We start from the raw sequence: 14,739 nt of genomic DNA, 5'->3' as shown, positions 1-14,739 counted from the left end.
ACGCCGATCACCGGCGCGCGGAGGGCCCTGTGTCGTGCGACCGGATGAGCACGGCGCCGCGCGCATGCGGAACGCAAAAGGCCCGGATCCTGAATCAGGATCCGGGCCTTCCGACTTGGTTGCGGGGGCAGGATTTGAACCTACGACCTCTGGGTTATGAGCCCAGCGAGCTACCGAACTGCTCCACCCCGCGGCACATCCATTACTTTACCAGCCCCTGAACGAAGGGCAAATCGAGCGCCTCCGAGCGCGGTCCGGGCGTGTCTGAGCGCCGGCTGTGCGTGCGAGGATGGGCGCATGACAACCCCCGCCGTCGGCATCGCGCTCGCGCAGTTCGCCCCCGGGCCGGATCCGCAGGAAAACGCCGCCGCCATCGCGGCGTATGCGGAGGAGGCGGCAGCCCGCGGGGCGGGCGTCCTCGTCGCGCCGGAGTACTCCAGCTACTTCGTGACGCCGTTCGATGGCACCCTCCCGGCGCATGCGGAGCCGCTCGACGGCCCGTTCGCGGCGCGGCTCGCGGGGATCGCCGCCGAGACGGGCGTGACGATCGTCGCGGGGCTCGTGGAGGAGGCCCCCGGGGATCGGGTGCGCAACGCCGTCATCGCCGTCGACGGATCCGGTGTCCTCGCCGTGTACCGGAAGCAGCACCTCTACGACGCCTTCGGCGAGCGCGAGAGCGACCACATCGCGCCGGGCGCGCTCGGGCCGCCGGAGACCTTCGTCGTGGGCGGCCTCCGCTTCGGCCTCATGACGTGCTACGACCTGCGGTTCCCCGAGTCGGCCCGGATCCTCGCGGACGCGGGCGTGGACGTGGCGGTCGTGCCCGCCGAGTGGGTGCGGGGGCCGCTGAAGGAGTTTCACTGGGAGACGCTCGTCGCGGCGCGCGCGATCGAGAACACGATGTTCGTCGCGGCGGCCGACCACCCCGCTCCGGTCGGCGTGGGGGCGTCGCGGCTGGCGGATCCGTCCGGCGTCACGATCGCCGCTCTGGGGCCCGGGCCCGGCCTCGTGATGGGGTGGGCGGATCGCGAGACGATCGCCGCCGTGCGCGCCGCGAACCCCGCGCTGGTGCTTCGGCGCTACCGGGTCGTGGCCGATCCGAGCCGCTGAAGGCGGCGGGCGGCCTCCGTGATGACCGCGGGCCGCTTGCACGCCGCGAATCGCACCAGCGAGGCGTACGAGGCGCGGTGCTCGTCCGCGACGAACGCGGCGAGGGGAACCGCGGCGACGCCGATGGCCGCGGGGAGCGCGCGGCAGAACGCGGCGGCGTCCGCGCCGCCCACGCCCGCCGCATCCGCCACCGTGAAATAGGTCGCCACGGGCGCCGAGACCTCGAACCCGGCGCCGCGGAGCGCGCCGCCGAGCGCGGTCTGCGCCGCGGCCATGGACCCCGCCAGCTCCGCGAAGTAGCGGTCCGGCAGGGCGAGACCGAGGGCGATGGCGGACTGGAACGGCGTCCCGCCCGCGTAGGTCAGGAACTGTTTGACGGTGAGGATCGCCGTCGCCAGCGGGGCGGGGGCGATGAGCCATCCCACCTTCCACCCCGTCGTCCGGAACGTCTTGCCGGCGGATGAGATGGAGATCGTGCGCTCGGCGGCCCCCGGAATCTGCGCGATGGGGCGGAACGGGGCCCCGAACGAGAGGTGCTCGTATACCTCGTCCGTCACGATGAGCGCGTCGTGCCGCTCCGCGAGGCGCACGATTTCGCGGCGGGCGTCGTCCGTGAGCACGGTTCCCGTCGGGTTGTGCGGGTCCGTGAGGAGGATGATGCGGGTGCGGTCCGTCACGGCGCGGCCGAGCGCGTCGAGATCCGGCGCGAAATCCGGCCACCGCAGCGGAACGCGCCGCAGCCGGGCCCCGGCGAGCGCGACCGTCGCGGCGTACGCGTCGTAGCACGGGTCGAACACGACGACCTCGTCGTCCGGGCCGTCGCACAGGGCCAGGAGCGTCGCTGCGAGCGCCTCGGTCGCGCCCGCCGTCACGATGATCTCGGTGTCCGGATCCGCCGCCAGGCCGTAAAAGCGCGCGCGGTGGGCGGCGATGGCCTCGCGCAGCGGCGCGATGCCGCGGCCCGGGGGGTATTGGTTCTCGCCATCCGCGATCGCGCGGCGCGCCTCGTCGAGCACCTCACGCGGGCCGTCCTCGTCCGGGAACCCCTGACCGAGGTTGATGGCGTCCTCGGCGACCGCGAGCGCCGTCATCTCCGCGAAGATCGTGGGGGAGACCTCGCCGTTCGGCCCGAGCAGCCCGGCGCCGACGGCGGTTCGGCGCCACGCGCCGGCAGGAGTCGTCATGCCCCCAGCGTAGGCGCGGCCGGTTTCTGAGAGACGACCTACGCTGGACATAGGTCGGTCAAAGGTTCACCGCGCACGCTGGGGGAACCAGTCAAAAGGAGCAGCCATGAGCAACGACAGCGGTCCCTCTCTTCCCCCGCTTCCCGAGCGCTCGGCGGCCGAGGCCGCTCGTCAGCCATCGCCCGCACCGCAGCACGCATCCTCCGGCGGCCCGTCGCCCGAGGCCGCGCCCCGCGAGCAGGGGAGCGGGTACGCGCAGAGCCCCGCGGCGACTCAGGCCTACGAGTGGGCGCCGCCCGCCTCGACGCCGCCCAAGAAGACGAAGTCGGGCGCGGGCACGAAGGTCACGGCCCTGTTCCTCGCGGCCGCCCTCATCGGCGGCGGCGCCGGCATCGGCGGGGCATGGCTCGGCAATTCGCTGTTCAGCGGAGGCCAGGGCTCGTCCTCGTCGTCGGCGACCGAGGCGCAGAGCGTGACGATCAACAACCCGGACGACGTGAACCAGACCGCCGCGGTCGCCGCCGCCGCGCTCCCGAGCGTCGTGACGATCCAGGCCGCAGCCAGCGACGGCAGCGCGAGCGGCAGCGGATCCGGGGTCGTCCTCAGCGAGGACGGGTACGTGCTCACCAACACGCACGTCGTCACCCTCGGCGGCGCGACGAGCGACGCCCAGCTGCAGGTGACCGGATCCGACGGCACGATCTACGACGCGACCGTCGTGGGAACCGATCCGACGTACGACCTCGCGGTGATCAAGCTCGAGGGCGCGAGCGGGCTCGACCCCATCGAGTTCGCCGATTCGTCCGACCTGAACGTCGGCGACACGACCGTCGCGATCGGCGCGCCGATGGGCCTGTCGAACACCGTGACGACGGGCATCATCAGCAACCTGAACCGCTCGATCGAGATCGCCTCGTCGGCCGCTCCGGAGGGCGACTCGACGAACTCGCAGGGCGAGGATAGCGAGGAGGGCAGCGAGAGCCCCTGGTTCTTCGACCTGCCGGGCCAGGAGGAGCAGCAGCAGAGCGCGACGGAGTCGATCAAGATCGCCGTGCTGCAGACCGATGCCGCGATCAACCCCGGGAACTCGGGCGGCGCGCTCGTCGACAGCGAGGGCAACCTGATCGGCATCAACGTCGCGATCGCCACCGCGAGCTCGTCCAGCTCGGAGGAGGGCGGCTCGATCGGCCTGGGCTTCGCGATCCCCTCGAACATCGCCGAGCGCGTCGCGAACGAGATCATCGAGACAGGATCCGCCACGCACGGCCTCCTCGGCGCGAGCGTGTCGGCATCCACGGCGGTCGAGGGCACGACCACGACGGGCGCGTACGTCGCGGAGGTCGTCTCCGGCGGCGCTGCCGAGGCGGCCGGCCTCGCGGAGGGCGACGTGATCACCCGATTCAACGGCGTGCGCGTGAACGACGCGGTGGACCTGACGGCGCAGGTGCGCGCGGCCGCGGCCGGGAGCGCCGCCACCGTGACCTACGTGCGCGACGGCGAGGAGCAGGAGACCGAGGTGACCCTCGGCGCGCTCGAGTGACACGCGCCCGGTGAGGAGGGACGCCGCCCGGGGCCAGTAGGCTCCAAGGGTGGCGTCCTTTTCCTTTGGCGCGGGCAACGCTCAGAAGCTCGCGCGGCTCCCGCTCTACGGGCTCGGCCGCCTCGCGACGGCGGTCATCCCGCGCGGCTCGCGCTGGGCCTTCGGGTGCGGCGCCGGGATCGGCGACGGCGCGCTCGCGGTGTGGGAGGTCGCGCGGGAGCGCGGCATCGACGCGGTCTGGCTGACGACGACGGCGGCAGAGGCGCGCGAGGCAGAGGCGCGGGGCATGGCGCACGCGGCGAAGATGTCGTGGCGCGGCTTCTGGATCACGGCGCGCGCGCGGGTGCTCGTCGTCACCCACGGATTCGGCGACGTCAACCCTTTCGCGGTCTCCGGCGCGTTCGTCGCGCAGCTGTGGCACGGGATCCCGCTCAAGCGCATCGGCCTCGACGCGCCCGAGGTCGTGCGCAGCGCTTTTCTCCCGTCGTCCGGCGCCGTGCGCGCGCTCGTCTCACGCATGTATCGCGGCGCCGCGCAGCGCATCGGCCTCCTCCCCGCCGCGAGCCACCTCGTGCGCGGCCGCCTTGAGTCGGCGTTCGGCATCTCCTACGCGCGCATCGCGGTCACGGGGGAGCCCCGCGTCGACGTCCTGTCGCGCGGAACGGCGGGTGAGCGCGAAGACCGCGCGCGCCGGGTGATCGCGCGTGCCACGCCGGGGACAAGTGGGTTGCGGCGGCTCGTGCTGTACGCGCCGACCTGGCGGGACGGGGATCCGGATCCCGCCATCCCGTCGCGAGCCGAGTGGGACGCGATCCTGGCCGCGCTCGATCGGCACGACGCGACGCTCCTCGTGCGGTCGCATCGCCTGGGCGCGGGCACCTACGAGCCGCCGACGCCCACGGATCGCGTCGTGGCGCTCGGGGCCGACGTGCTGCCGGACATCACGCCGGCGCTGCCCGCGATCGACGCCCTCGTCACCGACTACTCCTCGCTCGTGTACGACGCCGCGCTCGTCGACGTCCCGGCGCTCTTCCTGGCGCCGGATCTCGAGGACTACGCCGCCCGGCGCGGTTTCTACGGCGCGTACGCCGACGTGGCGGGCGCCGACGCGCCGCGCACGTGGTCCGCGCTTCTTGCCCGGCTCGACGAGATCCTCGGAGATGCGGACGCCTACGCCCGCGCCCAGGATCGCGCGCGCGCCCTCAGCGCGCGGGTCCACGCGTTCCGCGACGGACACAACGCGCGGCGGGTTTTGACGGAGATCCTCGCGAGGGTCGGGGAGGGGCGCGCGTGAGACTGGCGACCATCGAGGGGATCGATCAGGACGGCACCGTGCTCGTCGTGTCGGGCGAGGGGGAGCGTCCGGAAGAGGCCGTTCTCGACGGGCCGCGCGCGAGCGTCAGCGCGCGCCTGACCGGCCGGGGCCGCACCTGGAAGGCACGCTTCCCGCTGCGCGCCGCGCGCTGGGGCGGCGCGCTCCTTCCGTTACCGTCCGGGGAGTACCGGATCCGGATCCCCGGGGTGCGCGTCACGGGATCCGTGCCGATGCTCCTGACCGATCACTTGCGCGTCGCGGTCGCGGGCGATGCGGTCACGGTGGGGCCGCCGCGCGACCCGTCGCTCGAGTCCGCCGAGGCCCGCGCGGCGCTCGAGCGGCGCTACGCCGCGCACACGTCGCCGCTCGAGAACGCCGCGTTCTTCGAGAGCTTCTACGGCCGCGTGGCCGGCGACAACCCGCTCGCGATCGACCGCGAGCTCGCCCGCGTGGCGCCGGGGGTCGTGCGGTACTGGAGCGTCGTGGACCTGTCGGTCGAGGTGCCCGACGGCGCGATCGCCGTCGTCGAGGGGACGGCGGCCTGGTGGCGCGCCCGCAGCGTGGCGCGACTCCTCGTCGTCAACGACTGGCTGCGCCGCACGTACGCCCGTCGCGCGGGACAACGCGTCCTGCAGACCTGGCACGGGACGCCGCTGAAGCGGCTTGCGCTGCATCGCCCGGGGTGGCAGCCGCGCCGGTGGGGGGCGGTCCTCAAGGAATCGCGCCGGTGGGACGTCCTGCTCGCCCAGAATCCCTACGCGGCGCGGACCCTCACCCGCGCCTATGCGTTCTTCCGGAGGCCCGTGTGGGTCGAGGGATACCCGCGCAACGACGCCCTCGTCGCGGGCGACGGCGGCGCCACGCGCCGCGCCCTGGGCATCGGCGCCGAGGAGCGCGTGCTGCTCTACGCGCCGACCTGGCGCGACGATCGCGAGCGCATGGTCGACTTCGTCGACCCCGCGCGGCTCGCGGAGCAGACCGGATCCGTCGTCCTCGTCCGCGGGCACAGCCGCACGCTCCTGCCGGGCGAGAGCGCGTCGGGCCCCCGGGTCATCGACGTGACGGGCTTCGCGGACGCCTCGCGGGTCATGCTCGCGGCCGACGCGCTCATCACGGACTACTCCTCCGTCATGTTCGACTTCAGCGTCACGGGTCGCCCGATGTACTTCCTCGTGCCGGACCTTGAGCACTTCCGCGGGGACCTGCGCGGCTTCTACTTCGACCTGGCCGAGCGCGCGCCGGGCCCGCTCGTCACGTCGCAGGACGCGCTCGTCGAGGCGCTCGAGGCGGATCCCGCGGAATTTGGCGAGCGCTACCGGGCGTGGCGGCGGCGCTTCAACGCCCGCGACGACGGGCGCGCCGCGGAGCGGGTCGTCGCGCGGATCCTGGACCAGCGCCTGCTCGAGCGGTAGGGCGTCAGGGGAGCGGGGTGTTCCGGCCCGACAGGCGCGACGTGTCGACCGTGTCGCGCGCGCCGCGCGCGACGCCGGCGAGGAACCCCGCGCCCCAGGCGAGGTGCATCGTCGGGACGACCGCGACGAGCCAGGCGCGCTCCCGGATCCCGCCCGCCCCGCGCGCGAGCGCGAAACCCAGGACGAGGGCCGCATAGGCCGCGACGGGCAGGTGCGCGAGCGCGGCCAGTGCGGCGGGGACCCCGCGGAGCGTGCGCGTGGCCTGGAGCGCGCCGACCGCGCCGGAGGTCGCGGCCGCGACGACGAGGGCGGGGGGTGCGAAGAACCGCACGGAGTTGCGGGTGCCGTACCGGCGCACGAGCTCGCCGCGCCACCGCCCCGTGGCGAGGAACTGGCGCGCCAGGCGACCCCAGCTCTCGCGGGGCCGATAGGTCACGGACAGCTCAGGGTCGAACATGACGCGGTATCCCGCGCCGCGGATCCGCAGGTTCAGCTCCCAGTCCTCGCCGCGACGGATCGTCTCGTCGAACAGTCCCACCTCGTCGAGCACGCTGCGGCGCATGACGCCGAGGTAGGCCGACTCGGCCTCGCGCTCCTCGCCGCCGGCGTGGTACGCGCCGCCGCCGAGCCCGATCGGGGAGTTGTAGGCGCGCGCCGCGGCGCGCTGGAACGGGGTGTCTCCCTCCGCGCGCATCGTGCCGCCCACGTTCCCCGCGCGCGTGCGTGCGAGCGTCTCTAGCGCGCGCCGGGTGTAACCGGGCGAGAGCTCGGAGTGCGCGTCGACCCGCACGATCGTCGGGTGCACGCTCGCCCGGATCGCGCGATTCAGCCCGACCGGGATGTCGGCGGCGGGATTGTCGACGAGGCGGATCCGCGCGTCGCGCTCCGCCAGCTCGCCCGCGAGCTCCGTCGTGCCGTCCGTGGACGGCCCGAGCGCGAGGATGAGCTCCAGGGGGCCGGGGACGTCCTGCGCGAGGGTCGAGGCGACGGCGCGCGCGAGGTACGCGCGCTCGTTGAGCACGGGCATGACGAACGACACGCCCGAGCCCGGGGCGACCTCCGGAGCGTCGCGGGAACGCTGCCGAGTGCCCTCCGGGCGGGGATCGTTACGCATTCGTCGATCATCCCACGGGGGTCGCGCAGAACGCACAGCTACCCTTGTGGCCGTGGCAGTGCTGAACGACGCGAAAAAGGCCGTAGCTCTCGTTCGAAAGGCCGTTGACGCCCGGCGGGCGCATCGCGAGGTTCGCCGGACGCTCGCCGCAGCCGGCCCGTTGCCCGCGGGGCGGTTCCGTGTCGCGGTGTACTTCGCCGACGGCGACGTCAATATGTACCAGATGCGCCAGTGGTACCGGCCGCTGCAGCGCCTCGCCGAAACGTGGCCCGTCGTCGTGATGTCGCGGCAGGCGACTGGTGCGCGCGCGCTGCTCGCCGACGGCGCCCTGCCGGTGGCGTTCGTGCCCGAGGTGCGGTCGATCGAGGCCTTCCTGCGCGAGCAGGACATCCGCGTCGTGCTGTACGTGAATCAGAACACCCGCAACTTCCAGATGTTCCGCTACGGCCGCCGGTGGCACGTGTTCATCAATCACGGCGAGTCGGACAAGATGTACATGACGACGAACCAGTTCAAGGCGTACGACTACGCGCTGATCGCGGGGCAGGCGGCGCGCCAGCGCCTGGAACGCGCACTCTGGGACGCCGACCTGGATCGGCGGACGATCGAGATCGGGCGTCCGCAGGCCGACCACTTCGCGGAGGGCATCGCGCTCGCGGCCGACGATCGCACCGTCGTGCTCTACGCGCCGACGTGGGAGGGCGACCGTGCGCAGGCCGCGTACGGCTCGATCCGTTCGCACGGCGAGGCTCTGGTCGCCGCGCTCCTGGCGGATCCGCGCTTCCGCCTGGTGTACCGCCCGCACCCGCGCAGCGGCGTCGTGGACCCGGAGTACGGGGAGGCGAACGTGCGCATCGTGCGCGCGATCGAGGCCGCGAACGCCGAGGACCCGGCGGCGGGCCACGTGTACGACGACGGCCCGGACCTGGGGTGGCAGCTCGCGGCGGCCGACGTGGCGGTCGTCGACATTTCCGCCATGGTGTACGACCGGCTCGCCACGGGACGGCCGATGCTCATCACGCGCCCCGTGTCCGCCGAGGCGGAGGTCGACACGGCCGGCTACCTCGGCGACTGCGAGTGGCTGGACGGCGCTGAGGCTGCGCGGATCGTGGACGCGGTCGATCGGCTCGCGGGCGATCCGGACGCGTCCGCGCGCCTCGAGTCGTGGGTCCGGCACTACTTCGGGGACACCTCGCCGGGCGCGCCGTCCGCACGCTTCCATGCCGCGATCGAAACCCTCATGGAGCGGTGGGAAGACTGGGCGGCGCGCTCGTCGTCGTAGCGCGCGAACCGTGGTGTAAAAGCGACAGCTTTTGTGCCTGCATATGGGAGCGGTGGTTCCTGAACGATGAGGGAATGGCCCCCAAACACTCCGCCGTCTCCCGCGATATTGGGCGGCGGATCGCGAGCTTTCGCTCGCGCGCGGGGGTGAGCGCGCGTGCGCTCGCGGAGTGCGCGGACATGGACCTGACCAACTTCCAGCGCATCGAGCGCGGCGAGGGAAACCCGACGATCTCGACGCTGCTACAGATCGCCGTGGCGCTCGAGGTCGACGTCGGGGAGCTCGTCGCCGGCCTCGACCCCGCCGACCTCCAGAACGGGCGCTACCCGTACGGCTTCTCCGAGATTCCCGAGCGTCGACGGCGGCGCGCGATCTACTGACGCGCCTACGGCACGAACTGCCACACCAGCTCGGCCTCGGTGCCGAGGGGTTGCCACGCCACGCTGACGGTGACGTTATCCGCGTCGAGATCGCACAGACACAGGTCGATCTCGTCGCCCGGTAGCACGAGCCCCCAGGGCTCGCCGACGGGCGGCCCCGCGGCGGGGTTGGCGAGCACGGTGCGGACGTAGGCGAGCGGCTCGTCGGAGCTGTTGCGCAGAACGGGGTGCGCTCCGTCGCGGACCACGGTCCAGGGAACGGCGTAGACGGGGTGCGGGCTCATGGCCCGAGCGTAAACAGGACCCCCGACACGCGACGCGTGTCGGGGGTCCTGTGTCTTCGCCGCTTACGAGAGGACGCGGTTGGCCCGCTCGAGGTCCTCGGCGAAGTCAACCTCGACGGCGTAGAGGTCGCTGATGTCCATGGCGGCCACGCGTACGCCGCTTTCCGCGATCGCGAGCTCCAGGCCGCGCTCGAAGTAGTCCTGGTCGTCGACGCGCTGGAGGTGCTGGATCAGCGCGCGCTTGTCGTGGCGCGAGACGTAGTTGATCCCCACGGCCTCGCCGACCCCGTTCGCGACGGTCTTCGACAGCTCCGCAACGAACCCGTGCGCGTCGAGGGTGTACTTGACTTCCTCGTCGCTGACCTGCGCCGTGTCGACCGTGACGAAGGACTGCTCCGCCTCGATGTGCGCGATGGCGCGCCCGAGAACCCGCGGGTCGAAGACGACGTCGCCGTTCATCCACAGCACGCCGCCGCGCCCCGTTGCCGTGAGCGCGCGCAGCAGGCTCTTCGAGGTGTTTGTCTGGTCGTAGCGCTCGTTGTGGACGTAGCCGGCGTCGGGGAACGCGTCGATGATGGTCTCGGCGCGATAGCCCACCACGGTCGTGATGCGTGCGGCGTCGCCGAACGCGGCGCGGATGTTGTCGTGCTGCTGCTGCATGATCGTGCGGCCGTCGGACAGGGGCGTCAGCGACTTCGGCAGCTCGCGGCCGAGGCGGGTCCCCATGCCCGCGGCCAGGATGACGGTCTGGATGCTCATGCTCATGACTCCTTTGATCTAGGGGCGTGCCGCCTCAGGCGGATCCGCGAGCGCATCGGTGATGTCCGGCGTTCACGCGGAGTTCACCCCCGGTCAAGGGAGATGCTACCGTCCGGTCGCGAAAACTTCCGGACCATCGGGCGGATCATCAGGATCCGCCGCGGTTCGCGCGGCACGCGGGCGGTCCCGCAGGATCGCGCTCGCCCGTTGTTAGGTTGGGGGCGTGGTGATCACGTCGGGGAAAAAGCGCAACGATGCGAGCGGTGACCGGACGGGCCCGCCGCGTCCGGGAGAGTCGGCGCGCGACGCCGCGCGGCGGCTCGCGGCGGAGGACGCCGCGCGCACGGCGGGCGCGGCGCCGCACGCCCCGGATCGGGAGAGCGAGGTCGTCCCGGACGACGCTGTCGTCTCGCCCGACACCCCCGTCCCTGACGCAGCGCTGCAGCTGCGGGGATTGGTGAAGACCTACGGCGGCGAGCCGGCCGTGGCTGGCATCGACCTCACCGTCCCGACCGGTTCCTTCTACGGCCTGGTCGGTCCGAACGGCGCGGGCAAGACGACGACGCTTTCGATGATCTCGGGCCTGATCCGCCCAGACAAGGGCGAGGTATCGGTCTTCGGCGTCGACGCGGTGGGCCGCTCGCGCGAGGCCAAGCGCCTCATGGGCGTGCTCCCGGACCGCATGCGCACCTTCGATCGCCTGACGGGCCGACAGCTGCTCCACTACACGGGAGCGCTGCGCGGCCTCGACGCCGCGACGGCGCGCGCGCGAGCCGATGACCTGGCGGCGTCGTTCGACCTGGGCCCCGCGATGGGGAGGGCCGTGTCCGACTACTCCACGGGCATGACGAAGAAGATCCTCCTCGCGTGCGCGATGATCCACGCGCCCCGCCTGCTCGTGCTCGACGAGCCCTTCGAGTCGGTCGACCCCGTCTCCGCCGCGCGCCTCATGGGCGTCCTGCGCGGCTATGTCGACGGCGGCGGCACCGTCATCCTGTCCGGGCACAGTATGAGCCTCATCGAGACCGTCTGCTCGCGCATCGCGGTGCTCGTCACGGGACAGGTGCTCGCGGAGGGAACGGTGGACGAGGTGCGGGGCGAGATGACCCTCGAGCAGCGCTTCGTGGACCTGAGTGGTGCGGGAGCCGAGGGGGGCGCGCTCGAGTGGTTGCACACGTCGTCCTCCTGAGGGCCCACGCCCTCCTCGCTCCACTCCGCGGGCGGGCCCGGGGCGGGCGGATCGCCCTCGCGGCGGCGGGAGCGCTCGCGTATGCGGCGATTGTCGCCGCGGCTGTCATCGGCGCGCGCGGGGCGCCCGCGGACCTGGTGGGGGTCGCCGCCGTGGGCGCCGGCGCCGCGGTGGTGCTGGCGTTCTTCGCCGGGCCGTTCTTGACCGACCGCCGGGATCCCCTCGACGCGCGCGCGTTCGCGCACCTTCCGCTGTCGCCCGGCGCGACCGCGGCGACGACCTCGCTCGCGGGGTTCGTCAGCGTACCGGTCGCTGCCGCGCTCGGGCTCGACATCGCGGCCGCGATCGCGCAGGACGCGCCGGCGGGACTCGCGGTCGGGGCGACGGCCCTGCACGTCGCGACCTGTGTGGTGGCCGCCCGCATCGGGTTCGCCGCGGCGGATCGCGTGCGTGCGGCGGGCCGATCGCGCGAGATCCGCGTGCTCGTGGCGCTGGCCGCGATCGCCGCCGGCGTGCCCCTCGTTGCCTCATCGATCGCCCTGGGCGAGGCCGCCGCCGGCGTGCCCCCATTGCTCTCGGCCACCGCCGGTGTCGTGGCGCTGTCTCCGATCGGGGCCGCGGCCGCGGCCGCCGGGGGATCCGTTGCCGCGCTCGCCGTCGCGCTCGTCACCCTCGCCGCCGGCCTCGCCGTGTGGGGCCTCGTCGTGCACCGCGCGTTTTTCCATGCCGACATCGCCCCGTCGCGGCGCGATCGGCGGCTCGGGTGGTTCGCCATGCTGCCGGCGACCGCGACGGGCGCGATCGGCGCGCGCTCGATCCTGTACTGGGCAACCGACGTGCGGTACCTCGCGAACCTCGCGATCGTGCCGATCGCTGGCGTCCTGCCGGTGATCCCGCTGATCGTCGCGGGCATGCCGCCCGAGACCGCCGCGCTCGTGCCGCTTCCCATCGTCGCCTGTTTCCTCGGCTGGATCGCGCACAACGACCTCGCCTACGACTCCGAGGCGCTGTGGATGCACATCGTCGCGGGGGTGCGCGGCGCGGCCGACCGGGTCGGTCGCCTCGTCCCGGTCGCGCTGCTGGCACTGCCCGTGCTCGCCGCGACGATCGCCCTCACGGCGACGCTCGCGGGGCAATGGCACAACCTCGGCGCGCTCGTGGGGGTCGCGCTGTCCCTCTTCCTCTCCGCGGTCGGTGTCTCCAGCGTGACCTCGGCGGCGTGGCCGTATCCCGTGGCGCGCCCCGGCGATAGCCCGTTCCGTCAGCCGCAACGTCAGGGTGCGCGCGGCGTCCTCGCGCCGGCGGGCGCGCTCGTGGTGACCGTTCTCGTCTCCGCCCCGACGCTCGTCGAGGCGGGCCGGGTCGTGTTCGGCTTCGGCGGATCCGCGGGCTTCGCGCTCGTCCTCGGCGTCGTCACGGGGCTCGCGGCGGCCGCCGGGGGGATCGCGATCGGCTCCCTGTGCTTCACGCGGCGCGGGCGTCGCCTCATGGAACTCGCGCTCCACGCGGGGTGATCCGCGCGCTCCGGCCCCGCGCAGGTACCCGGCATTTACACTCATATCCATGAGCACGCCACTCGACACCCCCGACCAGGGCGGGACCGCCCTCCTCGACCGCGAGCTCGAGGAGCTGATTCGCGAGGAGACCCAGGAGCCGGGCGATCACGAGCGCTTCTCGCACTACGTCCAGAAGGACAAGATCGTAGAGTCGGCCATCACGGGCAAGCCCGTGCGCGCGCTCTGCGGCAAGAAGTGGACGCCGGGCCGCGACCCGGAGAAGTTTCCGGTGTGCCCCACCTGCAAGGAGATCTACGCGTCGTTGACGTCGTGACTCACGCGTCCCGATAGACGGTCGGGATCGCCGGATCCGACTTGCTCAGGGCCTGCGCGCGGATCGGCAACTCGGCCCGCGCGCGTCGGTGGTGGGCGCGCGCGGCCGCGACGCCCGAGGCACCCTCGTACGCGGTGTCGATGTCGCCCGCGGTCACGAGCGGGACCTCAAGGGCCCGCGAATCGGCGTCGGGGAGCGCGTCGGCCGCGGTCTCGAACGACGCCGCGACGCGCACGACCTCGTGCGTGGCGACGCCGTCAGCGAGCCGCCGGGAGGCGTGCTTGCGGCCTCCGTGCGACGCCTTCCCCTCCGCGGTCTTGGCGACCCGCACCCATCTGCCCGCGGCGTCCTCGCGCGCGACGAGCTTGTACACGAGGCCCGCGGTCGGGTAGCCGGATCCCGTGGCCACCGACGTGCCCACGCCGTACGCGTCGACGGGGCTCGCGGCGAGCGCCGCGATCGCGTATTCGTCGAGGTCGCTGGTCACCGTAATGGATGTCGTGCGCGCGCCGAGGGCGTCGAGCTGGGCCCGCACGTCGGCCGCGACCAGCGGCAGGTCGCCGGAGTCGATCCGGACCCCGCCCAGGGCCGGGCCCGCCACGCTCACGGCGCGCTCGACGCCGCGCGCCACGTCGTAGGTGTCGACGAGGAGCGTGGTGTCCGCGCCGAGGGAGGCGACCTGTGCGCGGAAGGCGTCCTCCTCCGAATCGTGCAGCAGCGTCCACGCATGCGCGGCCGTGCCCATCGTGGGCACGCCCCATGCCCGTCCGGCCTCGAGGTTGCTCGTGGAGGTGAACCCGGCGATGTACGCCGCGCGGGCGGCGGCGACCGCCGAGCGCTCGTGCGCCCGGCGCGACCCCATCTCGGCGAGCGGGCGGTCGCCGGCGGCGATGCTCATCCGCGCGGCGGCCGTCGCGACCGCCGAGTCGTGGTTGAGGACGCTGAGCGCCAGCGTCTCCAGGATCACGGCGTCGGCGAAGGTGCCCTCGACCGTGAGGATCGGGGACCCCGGGAAGAACAGCTCGCCCTCGCGGTAGCCCGTGATGGACCCGCGGAAGCGATAGTCCGCGAGGAAGGCGATCGTGGCGTCCGCGACGACGCGCTCGTCTCGGAGGAAGCGCAGCTCCTCGTCGCCGAAGCGGAACTCCCGCAGCTGCTGCAGGAAGCGCCCGGTGCCCGCGACGACCCCGAAGCGCCGTCCCCCCGACAGGCGCCGAGCGAACAGCTCGAAGACGCACCGCCGGGCGGCGCTGCCGTCGCGTAGGGCCGCGTCGAGCATGGTCAGTTCGTATCGGTCCGTCAGCAGGGCCGTCGAGGCACTCATGCACGCCACTCTATCC

14 protein-coding genes and 1 tRNA gene are annotated in these 14,739 nt (G+C 73.1%); 9 read left to right on the top strand and 6 right to left on the bottom strand.

Features of this window, described 5'->3' with window-relative positions; all coding sequences use genetic code 11:
• Window positions 1-116 precede the first annotated feature (116 nt).
• Window positions 117-193: transfer RNA gene (locus G8E01_RS08870), tRNA-Met, on the bottom strand.
• A gap of 104 nt (window positions 194-297) precedes the next feature.
• Here G8E01_RS08870 and G8E01_RS08865 point away from each other — a divergent pair.
• On the top strand, window positions 298-1,110 hold the full coding sequence (locus G8E01_RS08865; protein WP_166318669.1) for a carbon-nitrogen hydrolase family protein: 813 nt from the start codon (window positions 298-300) through the stop codon (window positions 1,108-1,110).
• On the opposite strand, the gene G8E01_RS08860 is transcribed toward G8E01_RS08865, so the two are convergent.
• Window positions 1,080-2,294 (bottom strand): aminotransferase class I/II-fold pyridoxal phosphate-dependent enzyme, encoded by a 1,215-nt coding sequence (locus tag G8E01_RS08860; protein WP_166318666.1) that lies wholly within the window; start codon window positions 2,292-2,294, stop codon window positions 1,080-1,082. The two genes, G8E01_RS08865 and G8E01_RS08860, sit on opposite strands and share 31 nt — an antisense overlap.
• Window positions 2,295-2,400: 106 nt before the next feature.
• On the opposite strand from G8E01_RS08860, the gene G8E01_RS08855 reads away from it, so the two are divergent.
• Genes G8E01_RS08855 through G8E01_RS08845 form a run of 3 tightly spaced genes read left to right on the top strand, consistent with a single transcriptional unit; the run spans window position 2,401 to window position 6,561 of the window.
• Window positions 2,401-3,834, top strand: a complete 1,434-nt coding sequence (locus tag G8E01_RS08855; protein WP_166318663.1) for a S1C family serine protease — start codon at window positions 2,401-2,403, stop codon at window positions 3,832-3,834.
• A 49-nt stretch (window positions 3,835-3,883) separates the two neighbouring features.
• Window positions 3,884-5,128: a CDP-glycerol glycerophosphotransferase family protein gene (locus G8E01_RS08850; protein WP_166318660.1), complete on the top strand. Its 1,245-nt coding sequence runs from the start codon at window positions 3,884-3,886 to the stop codon at window positions 5,126-5,128.
• The gene (locus tag G8E01_RS08845; protein WP_166318657.1) at window positions 5,125-6,561 is read left to right on the top strand and encodes a CDP-glycerol glycerophosphotransferase family protein; all 1,437 of its coding nucleotides are present in this window, start codon (window positions 5,125-5,127) and stop codon (window positions 6,559-6,561) included. The genes G8E01_RS08850 and G8E01_RS08845 overlap by 4 nt, the downstream gene beginning before the upstream one ends.
• Before the next feature lie 4 nt (window positions 6,562-6,565).
• On the opposite strand, the gene G8E01_RS08840 is transcribed toward G8E01_RS08845, so the two are convergent.
• Window positions 6,566-7,675, bottom strand: coding sequence for a glycosyltransferase family 2 protein (locus G8E01_RS08840; protein ID WP_166318654.1), 1,110 nt, complete (start codon window positions 7,673-7,675; stop codon window positions 6,566-6,568).
• A 52-nt stretch (window positions 7,676-7,727) separates the two neighbouring features.
• On the opposite strand from G8E01_RS08840, the gene G8E01_RS08835 reads away from it, so the two are divergent.
• Both G8E01_RS08835 and G8E01_RS08830 read left to right on the top strand, forming a co-directional pair.
• A complete protein-coding gene (locus G8E01_RS08835) occupies window positions 7,728-8,957 on the top strand; it encodes a CDP-glycerol glycerophosphotransferase family protein (RefSeq protein WP_166318651.1) in 1,230 nt (409 codons plus the stop codon).
• A 74-nt stretch (window positions 8,958-9,031) separates the two neighbouring features.
• Window positions 9,032-9,337, top strand: coding sequence for a helix-turn-helix domain-containing protein (locus G8E01_RS08830; protein ID WP_155047554.1), 306 nt, complete (start codon window positions 9,032-9,034; stop codon window positions 9,335-9,337).
• A 5-nt stretch (window positions 9,338-9,342) separates the two neighbouring features.
• Here G8E01_RS08830 and G8E01_RS08825 read toward each other — a convergent pair whose 3' ends face one another.
• Both G8E01_RS08825 and G8E01_RS08820 read right to left on the bottom strand, forming a co-directional pair.
• Entirely contained in the window at window positions 9,343-9,621 is a 279-nt protein-coding gene (locus tag G8E01_RS08825) for a hypothetical protein (protein ID WP_166318648.1), read from the bottom strand.
• A gap of 63 nt (window positions 9,622-9,684) precedes the next feature.
• Window positions 9,685-10,380 (bottom strand): phosphocholine cytidylyltransferase family protein, encoded by a 696-nt coding sequence (locus tag G8E01_RS08820; protein ID WP_166318645.1) that lies wholly within the window; start codon window positions 10,378-10,380, stop codon window positions 9,685-9,687.
• Window positions 10,381-10,603: 223 nt separating this feature from the next.
• Between G8E01_RS08820 and G8E01_RS08815 the strand changes: the two genes are divergently transcribed.
• The 3 genes from G8E01_RS08815 to G8E01_RS08805 are packed head-to-tail and all read left to right on the top strand — an operon-like array spanning window position 10,604 to window position 13,399.
• Window positions 10,604-11,569 (top strand): ATP-binding cassette domain-containing protein, encoded by a 966-nt coding sequence (locus G8E01_RS08815; protein WP_166318642.1) that lies wholly within the window; start codon window positions 10,604-10,606, stop codon window positions 11,567-11,569.
• Window positions 11,545-13,083, top strand: a complete 1,539-nt coding sequence (locus tag G8E01_RS08810) for a hypothetical protein (protein WP_166318639.1) — start codon at window positions 11,545-11,547, stop codon at window positions 13,081-13,083. The genes G8E01_RS08815 and G8E01_RS08810 overlap by 25 nt, the downstream gene beginning before the upstream one ends.
• Window positions 13,084-13,132: 49 nt before the next feature.
• Window positions 13,133-13,399, top strand: coding sequence for a DUF3039 domain-containing protein (locus tag G8E01_RS08805; RefSeq protein WP_166318636.1), 267 nt, complete (start codon window positions 13,133-13,135; stop codon window positions 13,397-13,399).
• A gap of 1 nt (window position 13,400) precedes the next feature.
• On the opposite strand, the gene G8E01_RS08800 is transcribed toward G8E01_RS08805, so the two are convergent.
• Window positions 13,401-14,723: a nicotinate phosphoribosyltransferase gene (locus G8E01_RS08800; RefSeq protein ID WP_166318633.1), complete on the bottom strand. Its 1,323-nt coding sequence runs from the start codon at window positions 14,721-14,723 to the stop codon at window positions 13,401-13,403.
• Window positions 14,724-14,739 lie beyond the last annotated feature (16 nt).

Origin of the sequence: Microbacterium excoecariae (assembly GCF_011326725.1) — a bacterium.
Lineage (GTDB): Bacteria > Actinomycetota > Actinomycetes > Actinomycetales > Microbacteriaceae > Microbacterium > Microbacterium excoecariae.
This window is presented reverse-complemented; position numbering and strand designations above follow the sequence as displayed.